The organism is Gallicola sp. Sow4_E12 (assembly GCF_052116305.1).
Classification (GTDB): Bacteria; Bacillota; Clostridia; order Tissierellales; family Peptoniphilaceae; genus JBQKLI01.
Window position 1 is genome coordinate 71442 of the sequence record NZ_JBQKLI010000001.1, and the last position, 20931, is coordinate 92372.

Sequence of the window (20931 nt, forward strand, 5' to 3'; positions counted from 1 at the left end):
GCATGCTATTACCACTATCATGGATGAAAAACTATGTAGATATTGATGCAGATATCATGGATTATACTGATAAAATGTCAGATTCGGGTTCCCATGTTGAATCCGTTATAAATTTAAAAGAAGGAATTTCCAAAATAATTACAGGAAAAATACTGGAGATTGAGAAGCATCCAAATGCGGATAAATTATCTCTTGTAAAGGTTGATTTGGGAAAAGAAGAAATGCAGCTGATTACAGGAGCTAAGAATATGCAAAAGGGAGACTATGTTGCAGTTGCACTTCTTGGGGCAACACTTCCCAATGGGATGAAAATAGAAAGAAGAGATTTAAAAGGTATCGATTCTATCGGTATGTTATGCTCATATGAAGAATTAGGGTTTTCTGACAGTGTTGTACCTAAAAATTCTAGAGAAGGAATATTGATTCTAGATGAAGTAGAGCTGGGTATAGATATCTGCGAAGTTCTGGAATTAAACCAGCCGACTATAGAGTTCGAAATTACACCGAATCGACCTGATTGTCTTTCTATTATCGGGATGGCAAGGGAATCGGCAGCAACTTTTGCAACTTCTGTGAATATGCCAGATTTAACGATAAGAGAAGAGGCAGACGATATTTCGGATTATTTTAAAGGTGTTTCTATCGATACAGATGGCGGGCTTCGATATGTTGCAAGAGTCGTAAAAGATGTTGTTATCAAAGATTCGCCTCAATGGATGAAAAACTCCCTTATGCAGGCAGGTATGCGTCCGATTAATAATATTGTAGATATAACAAATTATGTGATGCTTGAAATGGGACAGCCTCTTCATGCATTCGATATTCGTACTATAAAGAGCGGAGAAATCCTGGTTCGACAAGCAAAAGAGGGAGAGATAATGACTACCCTTGATAACGTAGAGAGAAAATTATCTTCAGAGGATATTGTCATTACAGATGGAGATGAAATCGAAGCTTTAGCAGGAGTTATGGGCGGATTAAACAGTGAGATCACAAGTTCGACAAATACAATCCTTATAGAATCTGCTACCTTTGACAAAGATTATGTTCGAAAAACATCGAAAAGGATAGGACTGCGGACAGAAGCATCTCAACGCTTTGAAAAAGGTATCAGCCCTGAGATTACTCTCGCTGCGGCAAACCGTGTATGCCAGCTTATAGAACAAACAAATTCCGGTACAGTAGTAAAAGGGATTTTTGATTGTTATAATAAAAAACAAGAAGAAACGGTTATAGAGATGGATTATAATCGGATCAATCAGCTTTTAGGAACGGATATTTCGAAAGAAGATATTATAAATTATCTTGAACTTCTAGAGTTTAAAGTACAAGACAGAGAAGATCAGCTTATTATACATGTACCTACTTTCCGTTTAGATATTGAAATTCCAGAAGATATTACAGAAGAGATCGGCAGATTATACGGCTACCATAATATAACACCGAAACCACTTTCTGGTGCTTTAACAAGAGGAAGAAAAGATTATGGACGCAGGGTTGTTGATTACGCTAAGGAAGCATTATTTGGATTAGGGTTTAATGAAGTTATGACCTATTCCTTTATTAGTCCTAGATCTTACGAGAAAATAGAAAAAGAAACTACCGAAGAGGAATATATTAAAATCATAAATCCTTTAGGAGAAGATTATTCTGTTATGAGAACGACTCTTATTCCTACGATGATGGATGTTTTTACACGTAATTTAAAAAATCACAACGATCAATTATCAATCTATGAAATCGGCAATAGTTTCCATCCTGAAAAGGGCAGCGTCCTTCCGAAAGAAAAACTCCATTTAACAATGGGTGCTTATGGAGATGTAGATTTCTACTATCTGAAAGATGCTGTAACTAAAGTTTTATACGACTTAGGCATTTCTGATATCCGTTTTAAGAGGGAAGAAAACAATTCGACGTTTCATGAAGGACGCTGTGCAAACATTGTTGCAGATGGAGAAGTTATCGGTACTATGGGACAAATCAGCTATCAAGTTATGGATCATTATGATATAGATAAAGAAATATATATCGGAGAGCTTGATTTTGAAAAAATCGAGAGAAAAGCAAGCTTTATAAAGACATATGACCCGATTATTAAATATCCGTCTATAAAAAGAGATATCGCTATTGTTGTAGATAAAGAGGTAGAATCCGACAGGATAGAAGAAGTAATCCATGCCAAGGGAGAAGAGATGATAAAAGGGATTTATCTTTTTGATTCCTATGAAGGCGAGCATATAGAAAAAGGAAAGAAAAGTTTAGCTTATTCTATAATTTTCCAAGCAGAAGACAGAACATTAAAAGATGAAGAAGTAAGTGTACTTTATAATAATATTCTAGAATCGTTAGAAAAAGAGATGAATGCAGCTCTAAGATCTTAGAAAGGTGCAGTGTATGACTAAAAAAAATCGAATAGAGGTTTATTTAAACGGATTGCCATATACTTTATTAACGGATAGAAGCGAAAACGAAGCAGAAGAGATTATAGAATATGTTGAAAAACTAGTGGACCAATTAGCACTGCAGCACAGCAGTCTTACGAAACTGGCATTATCACAATTGTCTGCTTTGAATATTGCTGAAGAATTATTTGCAGAGAAAGATGCATACAGCAGATATCAAGAACATTCTAGAATTCCTTTAGAGAAATACCCGGAGCTTTTAGAAGAGATAGAAAAATACAAATCAACCATTCGAGAAAAAGAGAACCAAGAGACTGTTTACAGAAGAAAGTTAGAAGAAAAAAATAGGGATATTTTCGAAAAGAACCAGAAAATTAAAGATCTAGAAAATACTATTTCCCAAAAATCCGAAAAAATTGAAGCTTTAGAAAAAAATCAAAGTAGACTTGAAAAGATTTTTTTAGACAATCAACAGTCTATGAACCGTTTGAGGAAAGAATTGGAAGAACTGAAGGGTAAGGTTCGTTAATGAGCAGAAAATGTGAAATACTGGCACCGGTAGGAAACGAAGAAATGCTAGCTGCGGCAATACAAGCAGAAGCGGATGCCGTTTATATTGGAGGCAGTCAATTTAGCGCAAGAGCATATGCCCATAATTTTACAGATGATAAAATGAGCCAAGCTATTTCTCTCTGTCATTTCTATAATAAAAAAGTATATGTAACAGTAAATACAATCATTAAAGAAAGGGAAATGGAAGAGGCGCTAAATTATATCCGTTTCCTTTACAACAACGATGTAGATGCTGTGATACTACAGGACTTGGGGCTGGCAAGAGCGATAAATAAACAGATGCCGGATTTAGAAATTCATGCCAGTACTCAGTTAAATACGAGGAATGTGTATGGTGCGTCTTTTTTGAAAGAGATCGGGTTTTCGAGAATTGTTCTTGCTAGAGAAATCCCCTTGGAAGAAATCAAAAGGATTAAAGACCAGATAGATATCGAATTAGAAATGTTTATTCATGGCTCTCTTTGCGTATGCGAATCCGGGAGCTGCTATATGAGTTCCTTTATTGGGGGTAGAAGCGGAAACAGGGGGCGCTGCGCTCAGCCGTGCCGAAAAGAATACCAGTTATATACGAAAGAGAAGAAAAGAGTCGGTGAGGAAAACTCCTATTTAAGTTTAAAAGATTTAAATACTATAAATCATATTAATAAAAGTCAAGAACTTGGTATTGATTCTTTAAAAATCGAAGGACGTATGAAAAAGCCGGAATATGTTTACTCTGCGGTCATGAATTATAAAGCAAAACTGGAAGGTTTTGAATATTCTTTTGATTTAGAAGAATTTAGAAATCGGGATTTTACGGAAGGATTTCAATGGAGTTTAGACAATGCGAAGCTGAAAGAAATCGACCGAAAAGATCTTCACAAAGGTAAGAGAATCGGAAAGATCGTAAAAAAGAAAAAGATTCAAATAAAACTGGAAGAAGATTTGAATAAAGGAGATATCCTGCTTTTTGAAACAAAACGAGGAAAACATCTTCAGTTGGAAGTGAAAAACCAATTAAAAAGAAATGAAACTTTAGATATATCTCATATTAAAGATGCTAAAATAAACAGTTTGGTTAATCGGATCTCCAACGAATCTTTTTTAGAGGTGTTTAGCAATCAATCGTTTAAAAAAAGAGGGATTTCTTTATTCTTTAAGGGAAGAAAAAACTCCAGAGCTGAACTAAAAGTAAATCTTGGTGAGATTTCAGTTGAAATATTTGGCGAAGATCCTATTCAAGAAGCAGAAAATGCCCCGATCACAAAAGAAAAAATAATAAAACAATTGGCAAAAACGGGTAATACCTTATTTGTTCCAGAATCTATAAAAATTGATATCGAAGAAGATCTGTTTATTTCCATGGGAGAGCTGAATGCTTTAAGAAGAGAAGCTCTAGATTTATTATATAAGAAAGCTTCAAAGAAACACTCCCGTGATTTTATAGAAGATTTTAGTTTTGGTGTATCCAGTAAAAGAGGAAATCCAGAAAAAGCATTGCTATTGGAAACAGAGAATTTCTCTATAGGAGAAGGAAAAGTAGAAAACTACTATTTTTCCGGGGCTTCCAAAGAATATAAAAACAAGGAATATATTTTTAAAGTACCCAGAATTGATTATAAGAATGAGCGCTTCGTAAAAAAACAAATTATAGATGAATTAGATAAGATAGAAGGGTTTTTGGTCAGCAGTATCAACGAACTGTATTTTATTGAAAACTTCGGGAAACATGTTTATGCCGATTGGACTTTTAACATAGCAAACTCCCAATATCTCAAGCTGCTGCAAGAATATGGTTGTATACAGGCTGCTCTTTCCCTTGAGCTGAATTTTGACGAGATCAATGAGATAGAAGATATTCCGGGAATTAGGAAAGAGCTTATTGTCTACAGTCCTTTACTGGTGATGACTACGAGATTTTGTCCTTTCAGTTCTTTAAAAAAATGTGATATACTTGCTGACTGCGTAAATTGTTCTTTCAAAGAGGCTTATATGACAGATTGTAAAAATCAGTGGTTGAAGGTCTCAAGGAATTATGGTTTCACAAGAATTTATAATGAAGAACCTATGGAGACTGCAAACTTTTTTGATGAGATTTTGTCTGCCAGAGCTGACGCTCTGAGGTTAGATATAAGCAATGATGAAAACCCCGAGAAGGTCTTTAATCATTATTATTCTTTATTTGAGAATAAATCCAGCGGCACAAACTATAATAAGATGTTTTCAAAGGCTCATTATAAAAGAGGAGTGGAGTAATTGATCGATCAAAAGACTTTAGATAAATTAAATTACAATTTAATACTCGAAAAATTAAAATTCTATGCCTCTTCTTCATTAACAAAAGAGAGTATAGGTAAGATCAGACCCTTAATAGAAAAAGAGCCGATAGAGCAGCTGCTTTCTGAAACATCTCAGGCGCTTCATTTGATTGATCATCATGGAATGCCGAGTCTTTACGGTATTCGTTCTTTTGAACAAGAACTTCACCATGTTTCCATCGGCGGAATAATGGAAATGGGAGATCTTTTGGATTTGTCTGATATCTTAAGAAGTGTGCACGAGTTTTTAAATTATTTTGATATATCAGAAGATAAAGACGAGCAGGAGGAGATTAAGAAATATGCAGATCGTCTTACAGATCTTTCTAATATTGAAAGAAAGTTGTCTGCAATCATTCTATCGGATACTGAAATATCTGATGATGCTTCTCCAAATTTAAATCGAATTAGAAGATCTTTGGTGCGAACGTCCCAGTCGATCCGCGATAAGCTCCAAAGTATTCTTAAAAGCGAAAGCAAGTCTGGAAAGCTTCAAGATGAAATCATTACAATCCGAGAAGGCCGTTATGTAGTACCTGTAAAAGCTGAAAATAAAAGTACATTTAAAGGAATTATTCACGACCAGTCTACTTCAGGTGCTACTGTATATATTGAACCGATGGTGATTGTTGAATTAAATAATGATCTTCGGATGCTTGAGCGGGAAGAAAAGGAAGAGATTCACAAAATCCTAAAGGAATTGTCGCTTCAGGCATTTGAATATGAAAAAGAAATCAATGAAAATGTTCGTGTACTTCTTCAGCTGGACTTGATTTTCTGCCGAGCGAAGCTTGCTATAGATATGGAGGCTTCAAAACCAATACTCTTAGAAAGCGGAGAAATTGATTTAAAGAAAGCAAGACATCCAGAAATTCCAAGAGAAGATGTGGTTCCAATCGACTTAAAGATCGATAAAGATATTGATACGCTAGTGATCACCGGGCCTAATACAGGCGGGAAGACGGTTACTTTAAAAACAGCAGCACTTATGAACCTGCTGGCACAATCGGGATTGTTTATTCCCTGCGAACCGGAATCGAAGATCACAATTTATAAAAATATATATGCAGATATTGGAGACGAACAGAGTATAGAGCAGTCCCTAAGTACTTTCTCTGCTCATATGACGAATATTGTTCGTATTTTCAACAATATCACAGAAGATTCACTAGTTTTGCTTGATGAGCTGGGAGCAGGAACAGATCCTATAGAAGGTGCTGCTTTAGCTATTTCTATTTTAGAAAAATTGAGAGAATATAATATTACCACCATGGCGACAACACATTACTCCCAGTTGAAATACTATGCATTAAAAACTGAAGGGGTTATTAATGGAGCGGTGGAATTTGATGTAAAAACATTGAGACCAACGTACAAATTGGAAATCGGGCTGCCTGGTAAATCGAATGCATTCGAAATATCGCGAAGACTTGGACTGGAAGATACAATCATTTCTCAGGCGAAAAGTTTTATTGATGATGAAAATGAAAGCTTTGAAGATGTTTTAATCAATATTGAAAAAAACAAAAAAGAATTAGAAGCTATGAAAATCGAACAGGAAAAATCTTTACGCGAAATACAGTCTTTAAAAGAGAAACTTAAAATCGAAGCGGAAAAGCAGTCTCGAAAAGAAGAGAAAATACTTCAAGAGGCAAAAGAGGAGGCCTATTTGATCTTAGAAGAAGCAAAAGAACAATCTCAGTCCTTGATAAAGGAACTGCGTTATCAACAAGGCGGAATCATTGATCATCAGAAATTGAATGAAGTCGAAGGCAGGCTGAATAAAAGCATGTCTGGATTAAAAAAGAAAAAGGAACTTTTAAAAGAGAACAAAAGCAAGAAAGCTCTAACTATACATCTAGGAGATGATGTTGAAATATTAGGGTTAGGGCAAATAGGAGAAGTTTTATCCCTTCCGGATAGAAAAGGTGATTTTCAAGTTCAAGTCGGCATCCTCAAGATGAATGTCAACAAGAAAAATGTGAAACTAATTAGGGAAAAAGAGGAAGATATAAGCCAAGTTCAAGTAAGAGAAGTCATAAAGGCTAGAAAATCTCAAAATGTAAAAAACGAAATTGATCTTAGAGGAACGAATGTAGAGGAAGCAATTGTTGAGATTGATAAATATCTAGACGATGCCTATCTCTTCGGCCACAAAGAAGTCCGATTAATCCATGGAAAGGGCACAGGCGCTTTGCGTAAAGGCGTACAAAATTATCTGCATAGACAAAAACACGTAAAGTCATTTAGAGATGGAAGTTTTTCTGAAGGCGGCTTAGGGGTTACTGTCGTAGAATTAAAATAGAGGAGTTTATATGCTGGATTTTAAAAAATATATAGTTGATAAAATCAAAGGGACAGGAATTGATTTAGAAACAGAAAAAATAAATGAGTTAATCGAAATACCGCCAAATGATGAGATGGGTGACTTTGCATTCCCCTGTTTTCAGCTGGCTAAAGTTTTAAGGAAAAATCCTGCATTAATTGCAGAAGAATTGGCAGAAAACATAGAAAAAGATTCTATGATTCAAAATGTCGAAGTAAAAGGCGCTTATGTTAATTTCTTTTTATCAAAAGAAGCTTATTTTAAAACGGTGTTTGAAGAGATCAGAAGTCAAGAGAATTTTGGTGCTAGAAATACAGGAGAAGGAAAGAATATGATTGTAGAATTCTCTTCTACAAATATTGCGAAGCCTTTTCACATCGGTCATATTCGAAGCACTGTTATCGGCAATGCGATCAATAATATTTTAAGGTACGAGAATTATAATACGACCAGCATCAATTATCTAGGAGACTATGGCACTCAGTTTGGAATGATGATTTCCGCATATCGAAAATGGGGAGATAGAGATAAAATCAATCAAGATCCGATCCAAGAATTGCTGAATTTGTATGTTAAATATAACAAGATGGCAAAAGAAGACGATAATCTTATGGAGGAAGCACGCTACTGGTTTGATCAATTAGAGCAGAAAAATCCTGAAGCCGTAGAACTATGGCAGTGGTTTAAAGAAATCAGTTTAGAAGAATTTAAACGAACATATAAACTGCTTGGCGTAGAATTTGATTCATATAATGGAGAAGCCTTTCATTCCCAATTTATGGAAGAAGCGATTAAAGAGCTGGAAGATAAAAATCTTCTTGAAGAATCAGAAGGGGCTATTATTGTAAATCTTGAAGATGAAAATCTTCCTCCAGTGCTAGTAAAAAAAAGTAATGGGTCAAGTACCTATATAACAAGAGATATCGCTACAGCAATCTATCGAAAAAAAGAGTATGCTTTCGATAAAAATGTCTATGTAGTAGCTTCTCAGCAAAATCTTCATTTCCAGCAGTTAAAAGCGGTTTTAAAGAAAATGGGCTATTCCTGGGCTGATGATTGTATCCATGTATCTTTCGGCATGATCAGTATGAAAGACGGTGCTATGAAAACAAGAGAAGGGAAAGTCATTTTCCTTGAAGATGTTTTAAAGAAAGCTGTTGACAAAACGTTAGATATTATCAATGAAAGAAATCCTGAACTCGAAAACAAAGAACAGGTTGCGAAAGACGTTGGTGTAGGTGCAGTAATATTTCAAGACCTTTTTAATAATAGAGTGAAAGATTATGAATTCGACTGGGATCAGGTTCTGAATTTTGATGGAGAGACAGGCCCTTATGTCCAATATACCCATGCCAGATCCTGCTCGATTTTAACAAAAGGCGGCGGAGATTATGATAAAGCGGTAAGAGAAGATCTTTTAACATCAGAAGAAGAAGTGCAAATCGCAAAGCTGCTTTATGATTTTCCAAGAGTTATACAGGATGCAATCGAAAAATACGAACCAAGTTTTGTTACAAGATACGCTGTGAATCTATCGAGTGCATTTAATAAATTTTACAATGCCTGTCCTATCCTGTCAGAAGAGAAAGAATTGCGGGATGCACGATTATTTTTAACCTATTCTGTGAATAAAGTGCTGAAAATTGCTTTAGGCTTAATAGGACTTCAGTCGCCGCAGAAAATGTAAAAGAACAGCGTTAAAGAGAGGATGTTTTATGAATAGTATCCAAAAGCTTCTTCAATCTCAATCAGAACGGTTATTGTATTTAGACATAAAGAAACCATTGATTATTAATGAAAAAGAATATCGTGATTTAACCCTTCCTATTATTCGGGAAGATTTTGTTGAAGAGATTCAGGAAGGCAATTTTGAAGAAGAAATTCCCTTTGAGTTTTTTATCAGAGGAATGGTTTTTAATATTTCTATCGATCCGGATTTTGTTTACAATAATATTTATAAAGAAGTATTAAAAGAATCTATTGATGATTTAGAACATTATTTATTTACCCATGGATTAATGGAATTGGAATACGGAGAAGATGCTCTTCATTTTTTTAGAACTAACTATATTCTCCATTCAGCAATGGTATTAAACTCTTATTATTATGTTGTAACTCTTGAAAAGCTTAAACAAGGATCGTTATTAAAAGAAACGAAAACGGCTCGAAGATGGCTTTTAGATGAAATAATAGAATTAGACCCAGAATTCCCATTAAGTTATTATCGATTAGGTCTTTACGACATCGAAGAAGGGCATCATGATGAGGCATTTAAGTATTTAAAACGCGGGGGAGAGCTTCTTATAGGTGCTGATAAATATTCATTGCCAGCGGAATATCGGGAGGAGATTATGAGCGATATTTCTGTAAAGCTTGAAGAGCTTTCTTCAGATGCGCAATTAAAAAAAGCAGTTGAGTATTTAGAAAATGGAAAATACTATGAAAGTTTGGAGCTGCTTAATGAGCTGAACACACGTCTTAATTCTGCAATAGTAAAATATTATTTAGGTTTTACTTATAGGAATCTTCAGGAACTGGATCTGGCTATTGAATTATATGAAGAATCCTTGAAAAACGGATTTAAAGGACTGGAATTGTATCAAGACCTGTCTTTTTCCTATTATGAAAGAGGCAATATCACAAAAGCCAGAGAAATCATAGATAAAGGTCTAGAGGTTTATAAAGAAAATGAGAGGCTTCTATATAATAGAGCTGCGATAAATGTTAACATGGGCAAAGTAGACGAAGCCTTGGAAGATCTTGAAACAATTATCAGCTATGATGATATTTCCGAGGATATGTTTAACGAGGCAATGATTCTCAGAGAAAATATTAAAAAATACAAGGAGGAGTCCGATGATCTCCAGTAAAATGGTCAAATTAGGCTCGAGCCGTTCATCGATTCGAGAATTATTTGAATTTGGAAAAAAAAGAAAAGAAGAAATAGGGGCTGAAAATGTTTATGATTTCAGTTTAGGAAATCCAAATGCTTTAGCTCCAGAAATAATCAACAGCTCCATTCATGAAATTATCGAGGAAAATCCAAGAATACACGGTTATACCTCAGCACCGGGGATGGATTCCGTTCGGGAAAGCATCGCAGATTATATCAGCAGTTCCCAAAATTTCCCTGTATCAAAGGAAGAGCTTTATCTTACCTGCGGAGCAGCAGCTTCTTTAACGATTACTTTAAAAGCGCTTACTGTTGAAAAAGACGAATATATTGTCATTTCACCATTCTTTCCGGAATATAAGGTTTTTATCGAAGGACAGGGAGGGAAAATGGTTATAGTTCCTTCCAAAGAAAATTTTGATTTGGATATAGATGCTGTTAAAAACAGTATTAATGAGAATACGAAAGGAGTTATTATAAACTCTCCGAATAATCCTACAGGGGTGATCTACAGCGAAGAAAGAATCGAAGAATTATCGCAAATATTAAAGGATGCTTCCAAGAAATACGAAAAGATTATATATTTGATTTCTGACGAACCTTATAGAGAAGTAGTCTTCGATGATACGGAGGTTCCTTTTGTCCCCAAATACTATGCCAATACTATAGTCTGTTATTCTTTCAGTAAATCTTTGTCCTTGGCTGGCGAAAGAATCGGATATATTCTCTTCCCAAAACAAATCGAGAATTATCAAGAGGCAGCTTATGCTATTGCCGGAGCGGGGAGGGTTTTAGGTTTTGTTAATGCGCCTGCATTGTTCCAAGCGGTTCTAGGAAAAAGCATCGGGCAGTTTTCAGAAACAGATACTTACCGTAAAAACAGGGATTTATTGTATAAAACATTAACGGATTTAGGTTTTCACTGCGAAAAGCCGACAGGTGCTTTTTATCTGTTTCCTAAGGCGTTGGAAGAAGATAGTGTTGCTTTTTGCGAAAAAGCAAAAGATTTTAATCTATTAATCGTGCCGGGGGATGATTTTTACGCACCGGGATATGTACGTTTGTCCTATTGTGTAGATCCAAATATGGTCGAAAGAAGTCTAGAAGCATTTAAAAAATTAAGTGATTATTATAAAAAATAAAAAAACAAGTATCTCTATCTTGACGATAGGGGATACTTGTTTTTTTATTCTACTAAACCGCAGCGGTACATTATTTCCAATGCAGATAAGAGATTGCTTCTGGTGTCTGTGTCGTCCAGATCAATATCTATAATTTCATTAATCTTATTGGTTCTGTAGACTATTGAATTTCGATGAACATTCAATCTTTCAGAGGCTTTGATTAAGCTGCGTTCTTCTAGCAGATAAAAATACAGGGTTTTTAAGAGATCGGAGTGGTTTTTTTCATCATGATCCTTCAGCATTTGAAGTTCTCTAGGAATAAAATATTCTAAAGAAGCGAAGCGTACTGCCAACTCATAAACTAGCGGGTTCAGCTGTTTTTCTAAAGGGCCTTCTAATTTTATGTCATGATCGAGGAGCATTTTTGCCATAGATACCGTTTTGCTGTACTGCAATAGATTTCGATGCAGGGATACCCTTACATGTTTTAATTTATATTCTTCTACAAAATCGCCGAGGTTTTGAAGAAGAGTATCAGAAGATTTGTTCTTATGATTTATGAGACAGATTAGTTTATTATTTTCAATAATGCTGTACATATACATTGGATGATCTAGTGCAAATCGATTCCCGTTAATAAACATATTTTTATAATAGTATAAACCGTTTTCCAATTCCATCATGTAAATTTCATAATCATCTTCTAAATCCCAGGTTATATTTCTGAGATTCTCATAATCTGTTTCTCGAAAGGCATCCTGAAACAGATTCTTTAGACTTTGATAGAAATGATCCTTTGAATTGATCAATGCGTTTGTACGGTTAAAGAGATAAGGGCCTAAAATTTTAGCTGTTTTTTCGATTTCTGAATCATATAGCGGATTTGTGTTCTCGAAACCCAAATAGCCGTATATTCTTTTTAGATTTGTTTTTTGAATTTCTAATGGAAATATCTTTTCAACGGATTTAAAATCCAAGATATTATAAATCAATTTTTTATTTTTATCTAAAATACATAATTTTGTCTCAAAAAATTCGTAAATTAGATAGATAAAATCATCTAGTTCTGCGTTTTGAGCGATATATAAATATAGTTTATCGTAGTATTTTTGGAATCGGTCAAGTATAGAAAGCAGCTCGTTCATATCTTCCAATAGATTACGGTTTTCTTCTATAATTATGATATTATCTTCCGTATTTTTAGACAGCGCGATAGGCGGATTCGTTGCATAAAGAAGAAAATTTCCAGCAGGATGTTTCTCAGTAAGGAATTTTGTGGAGTCCAGAAGATATAGCGTATTTGAGTCAATAGCTACTCCTTTTTGATAGAAACGGATGCTTTTGATATTTGTATTGTTGTGAAGAAAGACAAGCTTGTTTTGATTCCATTGGTGTAACAATAGATCTAATTGCATTATATACCTCTTTTATAGTTGTTTTAACAGTACGTAATCACTATTATATTATCACAATGAGTTGTTCAATAGAAGTCTGCTTCGTTGACCATCATCTTTCCTTTCGTTATAATAAAACTAAATGAAAGCTAAAAAAGCAGAAGGAGTACTTAAATGTCAATTACAAATAAATTAAAAAGAGATCACATGTGTGGCGAACTTAGAAAAGAAGATGTAGGAAAGACAGTCACTATCATGGGATGGGTAGCAAAGGCAAGGGATTTAGGCGGCCTTATTTTTATTGATCTAAGAGACACAACAGGGATTTGCCAAATTGTTGTCCGTGATGAGAATCCTGATATTTTTAAAATTGCCCAAGGATTAAAATCAGAATATGTTATCGGGGTTAGAGGCGTATTATTTGAAAGAGAATCTAAAAATAAAAATATTCCTACAGGGGATGTGGAACTTATCGTTGAAGAAATTAAAGTTTTTGACGAAGCAAAGACTCCTCCGATCTATATAAAAGATGATGACAATGTTTCTGATGAAATGAGATTAAAATACAGATATCTTGATTTAAGAAAATCAAATCTGCAAAAAAATCTGAAGATCAGAGCGAAAGCTGCTAAGATTGTTAGAGATTATCTGGATAAATATTCCTTTGTTGAAGTAGAAACACCATTTTTAAATAAGCCGACTCCAGAGGGAGCAAGGGATTATTTGGTTCCTTCAAGAATTAATAAGGGGAAATTTTATGCTCTGCCTCAAAGTCCTCAATTAATGAAACAGCTTTTAATGGTAGCTGGAATGGACCGCTATTATCAAATCGTAAAATGTTTTAGAGATGAAGATTTGAGAGCCAATAGACAACCTGAATTTACTCAAATCGATATGGAGATGTCCTTTGCAGATCAAGAAGACATTATGGAATTGAATGAAGGTCTCCTTTCAAGAGTTTTTAAAGAGATTCTTGATGTGGATCTGCCAAGACCCTTTCCTAGAATGTCGTATCAGGATGCTATGGAAAATTACGGCAGCGATAAGCCAGACCTGCGTTTTGGTTTCTTAATCACAGATATTTCAGAAATCGTCAAAGATTCTGAATTTAAAGTGTTTGCCGCTGCAAATGAAAAAGGAAGCTCTGTTAGAGGGATTAATTTAGGGGAATACCAAAAGGATTTTTCAAGAAAAAAAGTGGATGCCTTAGAAAAATTCGCGAAAACTCATGGAGCAAAAGGTATGGCATGGATTCGTGTTAAAGAGGGGGAAGTTCAGTCTCCTATTGCAAAATTCCTTTCGGAAAAAGAATTAGAAGGTATCTGCAATGCCTTTGGAAATAATGAAAATGATTTGATTTTATTGATTTCCGATAAGGATTCCACTGTGTTTGAAACTTTAAGTGCTTTACGCCATGAAGCAGCTTCAAAACTCGATTTAATCGACGAAAAAGCAATGGCGGTATCATGGATTGTGAATTTCCCGATGTTTGAGTACGATGAAGAAGAGAATCGTTATGTGGCAAAACATCATCCATTTACAATGCCTATGGAGGAAGATTTGGAATTATTAGACCAATCTCCTGAAAAGGTACGTGCAAAAGCCTATGATATCGTAATCAATGGAGATGAAATCGGAGGCGGTTCAATCCGTATCAATAACAGCAGCCTGCAAAACAAGATCTTTAAATTATTAAAATTATCCAAAGAAGATATAGAAGAAAAATTCGGATTTTTTGTGGAAGCTCTACAGTACGGTACACCGCCTCATGGTGGACTGGCTTACGGCTTTGACCGCATGTGCATGCTTTTGACAGGTTCCGATAATATCAAAGATGTTATCGCTTTTCCTAAAACACAGTCGGCAACGGATTTATTGACAAATGCTCCTGGATCGGTCAATGAAATTCAGCTGGAGGAATTAAATTTGGAGATAAATAAAATAAATGAATAGTATATTGGCTCGGACTCAAGCTGTGCTTGGGTCCGATGCTATAGAAAAACTGCAAAACAGTTCGGTTATCGTTTTTGGAATTGGCGGTGTAGGGGGAAATTGTACCGAAACTTTAGTACGAAGCGGGGTTGGACGTTTAACAATTGTTGATCAGGATACCATTGACGCAACAAATATCAATCGCCAGATAATTGCTCTTCAGTCCAATGTTGGCAAAGTTAAAGTAGATGAATTTCGCAAGCGTTTATTGGATATTAATCCAGAATTGAAATTAACAACGCTTCAAAAAAGAATGGACTGTGTAAATCTTGAGGATTTTGGTTTGAAGGATTTTGATTATGTGATTGACAGTATAGACACAATTACCAGCAAAATTTGTTTGGCTGAATATTGTTATGAGAATAATATAAATATTATTTCTTCAATGGGTTTTGGAAACAAAGTGAATCCACTGGATATTAAAGTGTCGGATATTTATAAGACATATTATTGTCCTTTGGCAAGAGTGATGAGACGAGAGCTTAGGCAGAGAAGGGTAAAGAAGTTAAAAACTGTTTGGTCTTCTGAGAAACCGACTAAAACGATCACCGGGGATCAATACGGGAAAAGAAGTCCAGGCAGTGTGGCCTTTGTTCCTTCTGTTGCGGGTATTGTTATAGCAAGCGAAGTGATTAAAGATATAATCGGAAAGGAAAATAATGAAAAAACAAGGACAAGTAGTTAGAGTAGAGGGCGAGATGGCATATATTGCTGTAGAACGTCAAGAAGCCTGCGGTGGAAAGTGCGAGGCTTGCGGCGGATGTGCCGGCCAAGAAAACGTATCTATCGTTGAAGTAAAAAATGATCTTGGTGTTGAAAAGGGAGATCGTGTTATGCTGGAAGCACCGGAAGGAAAGCTTTTGAAGTATTCTTTATTGTTGTATACAGTTCCTTTAATCGCCTTTATTCTGGGATTGGTTATTAGTATTTATGTGTTCAGCCGTATGAATATCGAGTCATACGAAATATATTCTTTCCTTATAGGATTGTTCTGTGTAGGGCTTGCAATTATTGTAATAAAAATATTTGATGAAAATGCTTTCATAAGTTCGTCAAATGTGATAAGATTAGAAAGAATAATAAAATAGGAGGAGTTTGAATTGAACCCATTAAACAATTTAAAAAACTATGATCCAGAAATTTACGAGGTAATTGTAAAAGAAACACAAAGACAAAGAGAACACATTGAACTTATTGCATCAGAAAACTTTGTTTCTGAAGCGGTATTAGAAGCGAATGGTTCTACATTAACAAACAAATATGCAGAAGGATATCCAGGAAAGAGATATTACGGCGGATGCGAGCACGTTGACGTTTCTGAAGATTTAGCAAGAAAAAGATTATGCGAGATTTTTGGAGCAGATCATGCAAACGTTCAACCACATTCAGGTGCGGATGCAAACGTTGCTGTATACTTTGGTTTACTAAAAGCAGGAGACACTGTCCTAGGAATGAACCTATCAGAAGGTGGCCACTTAACTCATGGTTCACCAGTAAACATTTCAGGAAAAGTATTCAACTTTGTAAGTTATGGTGTTAACGAAGATGAAGTTATCGATTATGATGATGTTTTAGCAAAAGCTAAAGAAGCAAAACCTAAACTAATCGTAGCTGGTGCTAGTGCATATCCTAGAGAAATCGACTTTAAAAGATTTTCAGAAATCGCTAAAGAAGTTGGAGCTTTATTTATGGTAGATATGGCTCACGTAGCTGGTTTAGTAGCAGCTGGAAAGCATTCAAATCCAGTTCCTTACGCTGATGTAGTAACAACTACTACTCACAAAACTCTTCGTGGACCTAGAGGTGGAGCGATTCTTTGTAAAGAAGAACATGCGAAACTAATTGACAAATCTGTATTCCCAGGGTTACAAGGTGGACCATTAGAGCATATTATTGCTGGTAAAGCTGTAGCTTTCAAAGAAGCATTATCTGACGAATATAAACAATACATCGACCAAGTATGCAAGAATGCCAAAGCATTAGGCGAAGCGCTTACAGAAGGCGGAATCCGTTTAGTATCTGGCGGAACGGATAACCATTTATTATTATTAGACGTACGTGATTTAGGTCTTACAGGAAAAGAAGCTGAAGCTCTATTAAGCGAAGTAAATATTACTGTAAACAAAAACACTATTCCTAATGATCCTGAAAGCCCATTTGTAACTTCTGGAGTACGTATCGGTACACCTGCTGTTACAACTAGAGGTGCTGATGAAGAAGATATGAAAGTTATCGGAAAACTTATGATCGATACTCTTAAGAAATCTCGTTCAACTGAAGAGATTAAACAAGATGTACTTGATTTAATGAGTAAATTCCCACTTTACGAAAATATTGGATATTAATATTTCAATAAAGAACTCAAATACAATTGTATTTGAGTTCTTTTTTTGATACCATTGTAATAGATTTTGATCTGTTCGAGAGTAATCAGAAAGGTAATATTATAATGAATAAACCGGTAATAGCAATAGTAGGGAGACCAAATGTAGGAAAGTCTACTTTATTTAATAAATTAATCAGTAAACGAATAGCCATCACTCAAGATGATCCGGGTGTTACAAGGGATCGCCTTTATCAAGAAGGAGAGTGGCAGCATAAAAAGTTTCTTTTAGTGGATACTGGCGGTATCGAACCCGATAGCAAAGAAAGATTTTCTGTAGAAATAAAAAAACAAGTGGATTTGGCCATAGATATGGCAGAGGCAATTATTTTTCTTGTTGACGGACGCACAGGCATCACAAACGATGATAGAGAGATTGCGAGACTCCTTCGCCAAACGAAGAAGAAAATCTTTTTAACAGTCAATAAAATCGACAGTAAAAAGCAGGAAGAATTCATATACGAATTTTATGAACTGGGATTTGAAAATATCTATCCGGTAAGTGCTGAAAATGCATTGCGGATAGGCGATTTGCTGGATGCAGTACTGGAAGATTATGAAGTCAACAGTATCGGCGAGGAAGAGGAAGCAACCCATGTTGCCATTATCGGTAAACCAAATGTTGGAAAATCTTCTTTGATCAATCAGGTATTAGGCGAAGAAAGAATGATTGTAACGGACATACCCGGGACTACAAGGGATGCAATCGACAGTAGAGTAGAATACGACGGCAATGAATATATCTTTATCGATACAGCAGGGCTTCGAAGAAAACGGTCTGTTACGGAAGAAACAGAAAGATATACTGTTTTAAGAACCCTTTCAGCCATCGATCGATCCGAGCTCTGTGTGATGATGATCGATGCAACTCAAGGCATTACGGAGCAGGATTCGAAGGTAGTCGGCTATGCCCATGAAGAGGGCAAGGGAATTATAATTGCTATTAATAAATGGGATCTTATTGAAAAAGATGATAAAACTATGAGGAATTTCGAAAAAGATATTAGAAATCAGCTTAGTTTCCTTAGTTATGCCCCTATAGTCTTTATTTCCGTCAAGGATGGTTTAAGAATAAACAAATTATTTGATTTAATAAAGGTTGTAGACAATAACTACTCTTTACGAATCAGTACAGCAGTTTTAAATGATATCGTTACAGATGCGGTATTGCATAATCCGCCGCCAACGGATAAAGGAGTAAGACTTAAAATCTACTATATAGCTCAAGTAGGGACACGTCCGCCTAAATTTGTGGTAAATGTTAATAAAAAAGAACTAATGCATTTCTCTTATTTAAGATATTTAGAAAATCAAATTAGAATGAACTATAGTTTTGACGGTGTACCTCTCCAATTTGAAATTAGAGGGAGGGGAGGAGAGTAATGAGAATTTTATTACTATGTCTTTTCTCTTATTTCTTAGGAAATATATCCGGTTCATTGCTTATAGGAAAGGTTTTATATAATAAAGATATAAGAGAATATGGAAGCGGCAATGCAGGTATGACGAATGCACTGCGAACCTTTGGGAAAAAAATAGGTGCGGCCACATTTATTATAGATTTCATAAAAGGAATGATAGCAGCTTATATCGGAAGCCGTGTTATGGGAGATTTCGGTATTATGCTTGCTGGAATATTTGTGGTATTAGGCCACGATTGGCCGGTAGTTTTCCGTTTTAAAGGCGGCAAAGGGATTGCCACATCTTTTGGTGTGCTTGTAATGAGTCAGCCGATAATTGCGTTTATTATGTTTGTTATTTTTTTAATTACTGTTATAATATCTAAATATGTATCCTTAGGTTCAGTGTTGGCTGCGGCTGCAGGATTAGTTATTGGTGCATATTTCTTTTTGACAGCCCAGATTTATCTATCGGCTATGTTATTAGTTTTAGGATTAATGACGATTTATAAGCATAGACAAAATATTTGGAGGCTGTTGATTGGAGAAGAAAATAAAATTCACATTAATATTTAGGAGGACTGTATGAAAATTTTAGTTATCAACTGTGGAAGTTCATCATTAAAATATCAATTATTTGATATGGACAACGAGGAAGTGCTTGGCAAGGGGATTGTAGAGAGAATCGGTATTGACGGATCTAGAATCAAGCATGAGGTAGATGGAGAAAAATTTGTTCAAGATATTGTTGCAGATAACCATACTCAAGCAATCGAAAAGGTATTTGAAGTAATTACCGATGAAGAGAATGGATTGGTTTCTTCTTTAGATGAAATTACCGCTATCGGACATAGAGTACTTCATGGCGGGGAAGAACTTACAGAATCAACTTTAATCGATGATCATGTTAAAGAAGTAATTAAAGAATATGTGAAATTCGGACCACTGCATAATCCAGCAAATTTAATGGGAATTGAAGCTTGTGAAAAAATTGCACCTGGAAAACCAAATGTAGCAGTGTTTGATACAGCATTCCATCAGTCAATGCCTGCGATGAATTACATATATGGTATCCCATATGAGTACTACGAAAAATACCGCATCCGTAAATTCGGATTCCACGGAACAAGTCATAAGTATATTACAAAACGAACAGCTGAGCTGTTAGAAAAGCCTGAAGATGAAATCAATATTATTACTGTTCATTTAGGCAACGGTTCAAGCCTTTCAGCTGTAAAAAACGGAAAATGCTTTGATACTACGATGGGTTTAACTCCCCTAGAAGGTCTTATGATGGGAACTCGATCTGGAGATTTAGATCCGACTGTTTTAACGTTCTTAATGGAAGAAGAAGGATTTACGCCAGCTGAGATGAATAGTATTTTAAATAAAAAATCCGGTGCTTTAGGTGTATCTCAAATGAGCAGCGATTTTAGAGACTTAGAAGATGCAGCAGAAGAGGGCAATGAAAGAGCTAAACTTACGCTTGATATGTTTAGCCAACGAGTTCGAAAATATATCGGAGCTTATATGGCGGAATTAGGTCATGTAGATGCAATCTGTTTTTCAGGGGGAATCGGCGAAAATTCACTTATAATGCGAGCGGATATAGTTTCGGGTTTAGAAGAACTAGGTATTGAAATCGACGCTGAAAGAAACAATACGCGTAAAGAGGCTTTAATCTCTTCAGACAATTCAAGAATCAAGGTTTTCGTAGTTCCAACCAATGAAGAATTAATGATTGCAAGAGATACATTAGAATTAACAAAATAATTGACAGAACGTCAAAAGATGGGTATAATAAACCTTGTTGAAATTTTAAAACAGGATGAATATAAATATAGATATTTATTCGGTGTTATCAGGCAGGAGGTGTAATAATGGCAGTACCAAAAAGAAAGACTTCAAAAACAAGAAGGGATAAAAGAAGAGCATCTTCTTATAGATTACCCCGAGTTACAATAATGGAATGTCCAAATTGTCATGAACAAAAATTACCGCATAGAGTTTGTAAAGCTTGTGGTTATTATGACGGAAAAGAAGTATTATCAACAGAAAATTAATTAGAGAATAAGAATAACGAAACTCCCTAGTCAAAACAGGGAGTTTTTTTAGTGGAAAAAGGATAAGGCCATACAATGAACCGC

16 protein-coding genes are annotated in these 20931 nt (G+C 35.3%); 15 read left to right on the forward strand and 1 reads right to left on the reverse strand.

What is annotated here, in order from left to right; translation table 11 throughout:
• Nucleotides 1–2: 2 nt before the first annotated feature.
• Genes pheT through ACTQ46_RS00390 form a run of 7 tightly spaced genes read left to right on the forward strand, consistent with a single transcriptional unit; the run spans nt 3 to nt 11633 of the window.
• Nucleotides 3–2381 (forward strand): phenylalanine--tRNA ligase subunit beta, encoded by a 2379-nt coding sequence (gene pheT, locus ACTQ46_RS00360; protein ID WP_441746528.1) that lies wholly within the window; start codon nt 3–5, stop codon nt 2379–2381.
• A 13-nt stretch (nt 2382–2394) separates the two neighbouring features.
• A complete protein-coding gene (locus ACTQ46_RS00365) occupies nt 2395–2931 on the forward strand; it encodes a hypothetical protein (RefSeq protein ID WP_441746530.1) in 537 nt (178 codons plus the stop codon).
• The gene (locus tag ACTQ46_RS00370) at nt 2931–5210 is read left to right on the forward strand and encodes a DUF3656 domain-containing U32 family peptidase (RefSeq protein ID WP_441746532.1); all 2280 of its coding nucleotides are present in this window, start codon (nt 2931–2933) and stop codon (nt 5208–5210) included. The genes ACTQ46_RS00365 and ACTQ46_RS00370 overlap by 1 nt, the downstream gene beginning before the upstream one ends.
• Nucleotides 5211–7577 carry an endonuclease MutS2 gene (locus ACTQ46_RS00375; RefSeq protein WP_441746534.1) on the forward strand — a complete coding sequence of 789 codons (2367 nt, stop codon included), beginning with the start codon at nt 5211–5213 and terminating at the stop codon, nt 7575–7577.
• A gap of 10 nt (nt 7578–7587) precedes the next feature.
• Nucleotides 7588–9285, forward strand: coding sequence for an arginine--tRNA ligase (argS, locus tag ACTQ46_RS00380; RefSeq protein ID WP_441746536.1), 1698 nt, complete (start codon nt 7588–7590; stop codon nt 9283–9285).
• A gap of 28 nt (nt 9286–9313) precedes the next feature.
• Nucleotides 9314–10468, forward strand: coding sequence for a tetratricopeptide repeat protein (locus ACTQ46_RS00385; protein WP_441746538.1), 1155 nt, complete (start codon nt 9314–9316; stop codon nt 10466–10468).
• On the forward strand, nt 10455–11633 hold the full coding sequence (locus ACTQ46_RS00390) for a pyridoxal phosphate-dependent aminotransferase (protein ID WP_441746539.1): 1179 nt from the start codon (nt 10455–10457) through the stop codon (nt 11631–11633). Before ACTQ46_RS00385 ends, ACTQ46_RS00390 begins: the two co-directional genes overlap by 14 nt.
• A 44-nt stretch (nt 11634–11677) precedes the next feature.
• On the opposite strand, the gene ACTQ46_RS00395 is transcribed toward ACTQ46_RS00390, so the two are convergent.
• Nucleotides 11678–13030, reverse strand: a complete 1353-nt coding sequence (locus ACTQ46_RS00395) for a helix-turn-helix domain-containing protein (RefSeq protein WP_441746541.1) — start codon at nt 13028–13030, stop codon at nt 11678–11680.
• Nucleotides 13031–13183: 153 nt separating this feature from the next.
• Here ACTQ46_RS00395 and aspS point away from each other — a divergent pair, with 153 nt between their 5' ends.
• From aspS to rpmF, 8 genes are all read left to right on the forward strand, one after another.
• Entirely contained in the window at nt 13184–14962 is a 1779-nt protein-coding gene (gene aspS / locus ACTQ46_RS00400; protein ID WP_441746543.1) for an aspartate--tRNA ligase, read from the forward strand.
• A complete protein-coding gene (locus ACTQ46_RS00405) occupies nt 14955–15686 on the forward strand; it encodes a tRNA threonylcarbamoyladenosine dehydratase (RefSeq protein ID WP_441746545.1) in 732 nt (243 codons plus the stop codon). Before aspS ends, ACTQ46_RS00405 begins: the two co-directional genes overlap by 8 nt.
• Nucleotides 15687–15699: 13 nt before the next feature.
• A complete protein-coding gene (locus tag ACTQ46_RS00410) occupies nt 15700–16089 on the forward strand; it encodes a SoxR reducing system RseC family protein (RefSeq protein ID WP_441746547.1) in 390 nt (129 codons plus the stop codon).
• A 12-nt stretch (nt 16090–16101) separates the two neighbouring features.
• Nucleotides 16102–17346, forward strand: coding sequence for a serine hydroxymethyltransferase (gene glyA / locus ACTQ46_RS00415; RefSeq protein ID WP_441746549.1), 1245 nt, complete (start codon nt 16102–16104; stop codon nt 17344–17346).
• Between the two features lie 104 nt (nt 17347–17450).
• The gene (gene der, locus ACTQ46_RS00420; RefSeq protein ID WP_441746551.1) at nt 17451–18767 is read left to right on the forward strand and encodes a ribosome biogenesis GTPase Der; all 1317 of its coding nucleotides are present in this window, start codon (nt 17451–17453) and stop codon (nt 18765–18767) included.
• Nucleotides 18767–19360: a glycerol-3-phosphate 1-O-acyltransferase PlsY gene (gene plsY / locus ACTQ46_RS00425; RefSeq protein ID WP_441746553.1), complete on the forward strand. Its 594-nt coding sequence runs from the start codon at nt 18767–18769 to the stop codon at nt 19358–19360. Before der ends, plsY begins: the two co-directional genes overlap by 1 nt.
• A 9-nt stretch (nt 19361–19369) precedes the next feature.
• Nucleotides 19370–20557, forward strand: a complete 1188-nt coding sequence (locus ACTQ46_RS00430) for an acetate kinase (protein WP_441746554.1) — start codon at nt 19370–19372, stop codon at nt 20555–20557.
• Nucleotides 20558–20664: 107 nt separating this feature from the next.
• Nucleotides 20665–20847, forward strand: coding sequence for a 50S ribosomal protein L32 (gene rpmF / locus ACTQ46_RS00435; RefSeq protein ID WP_441746556.1), 183 nt, complete (start codon nt 20665–20667; stop codon nt 20845–20847).
• Nucleotides 20848–20931: the final 84 nt, after the last annotated feature.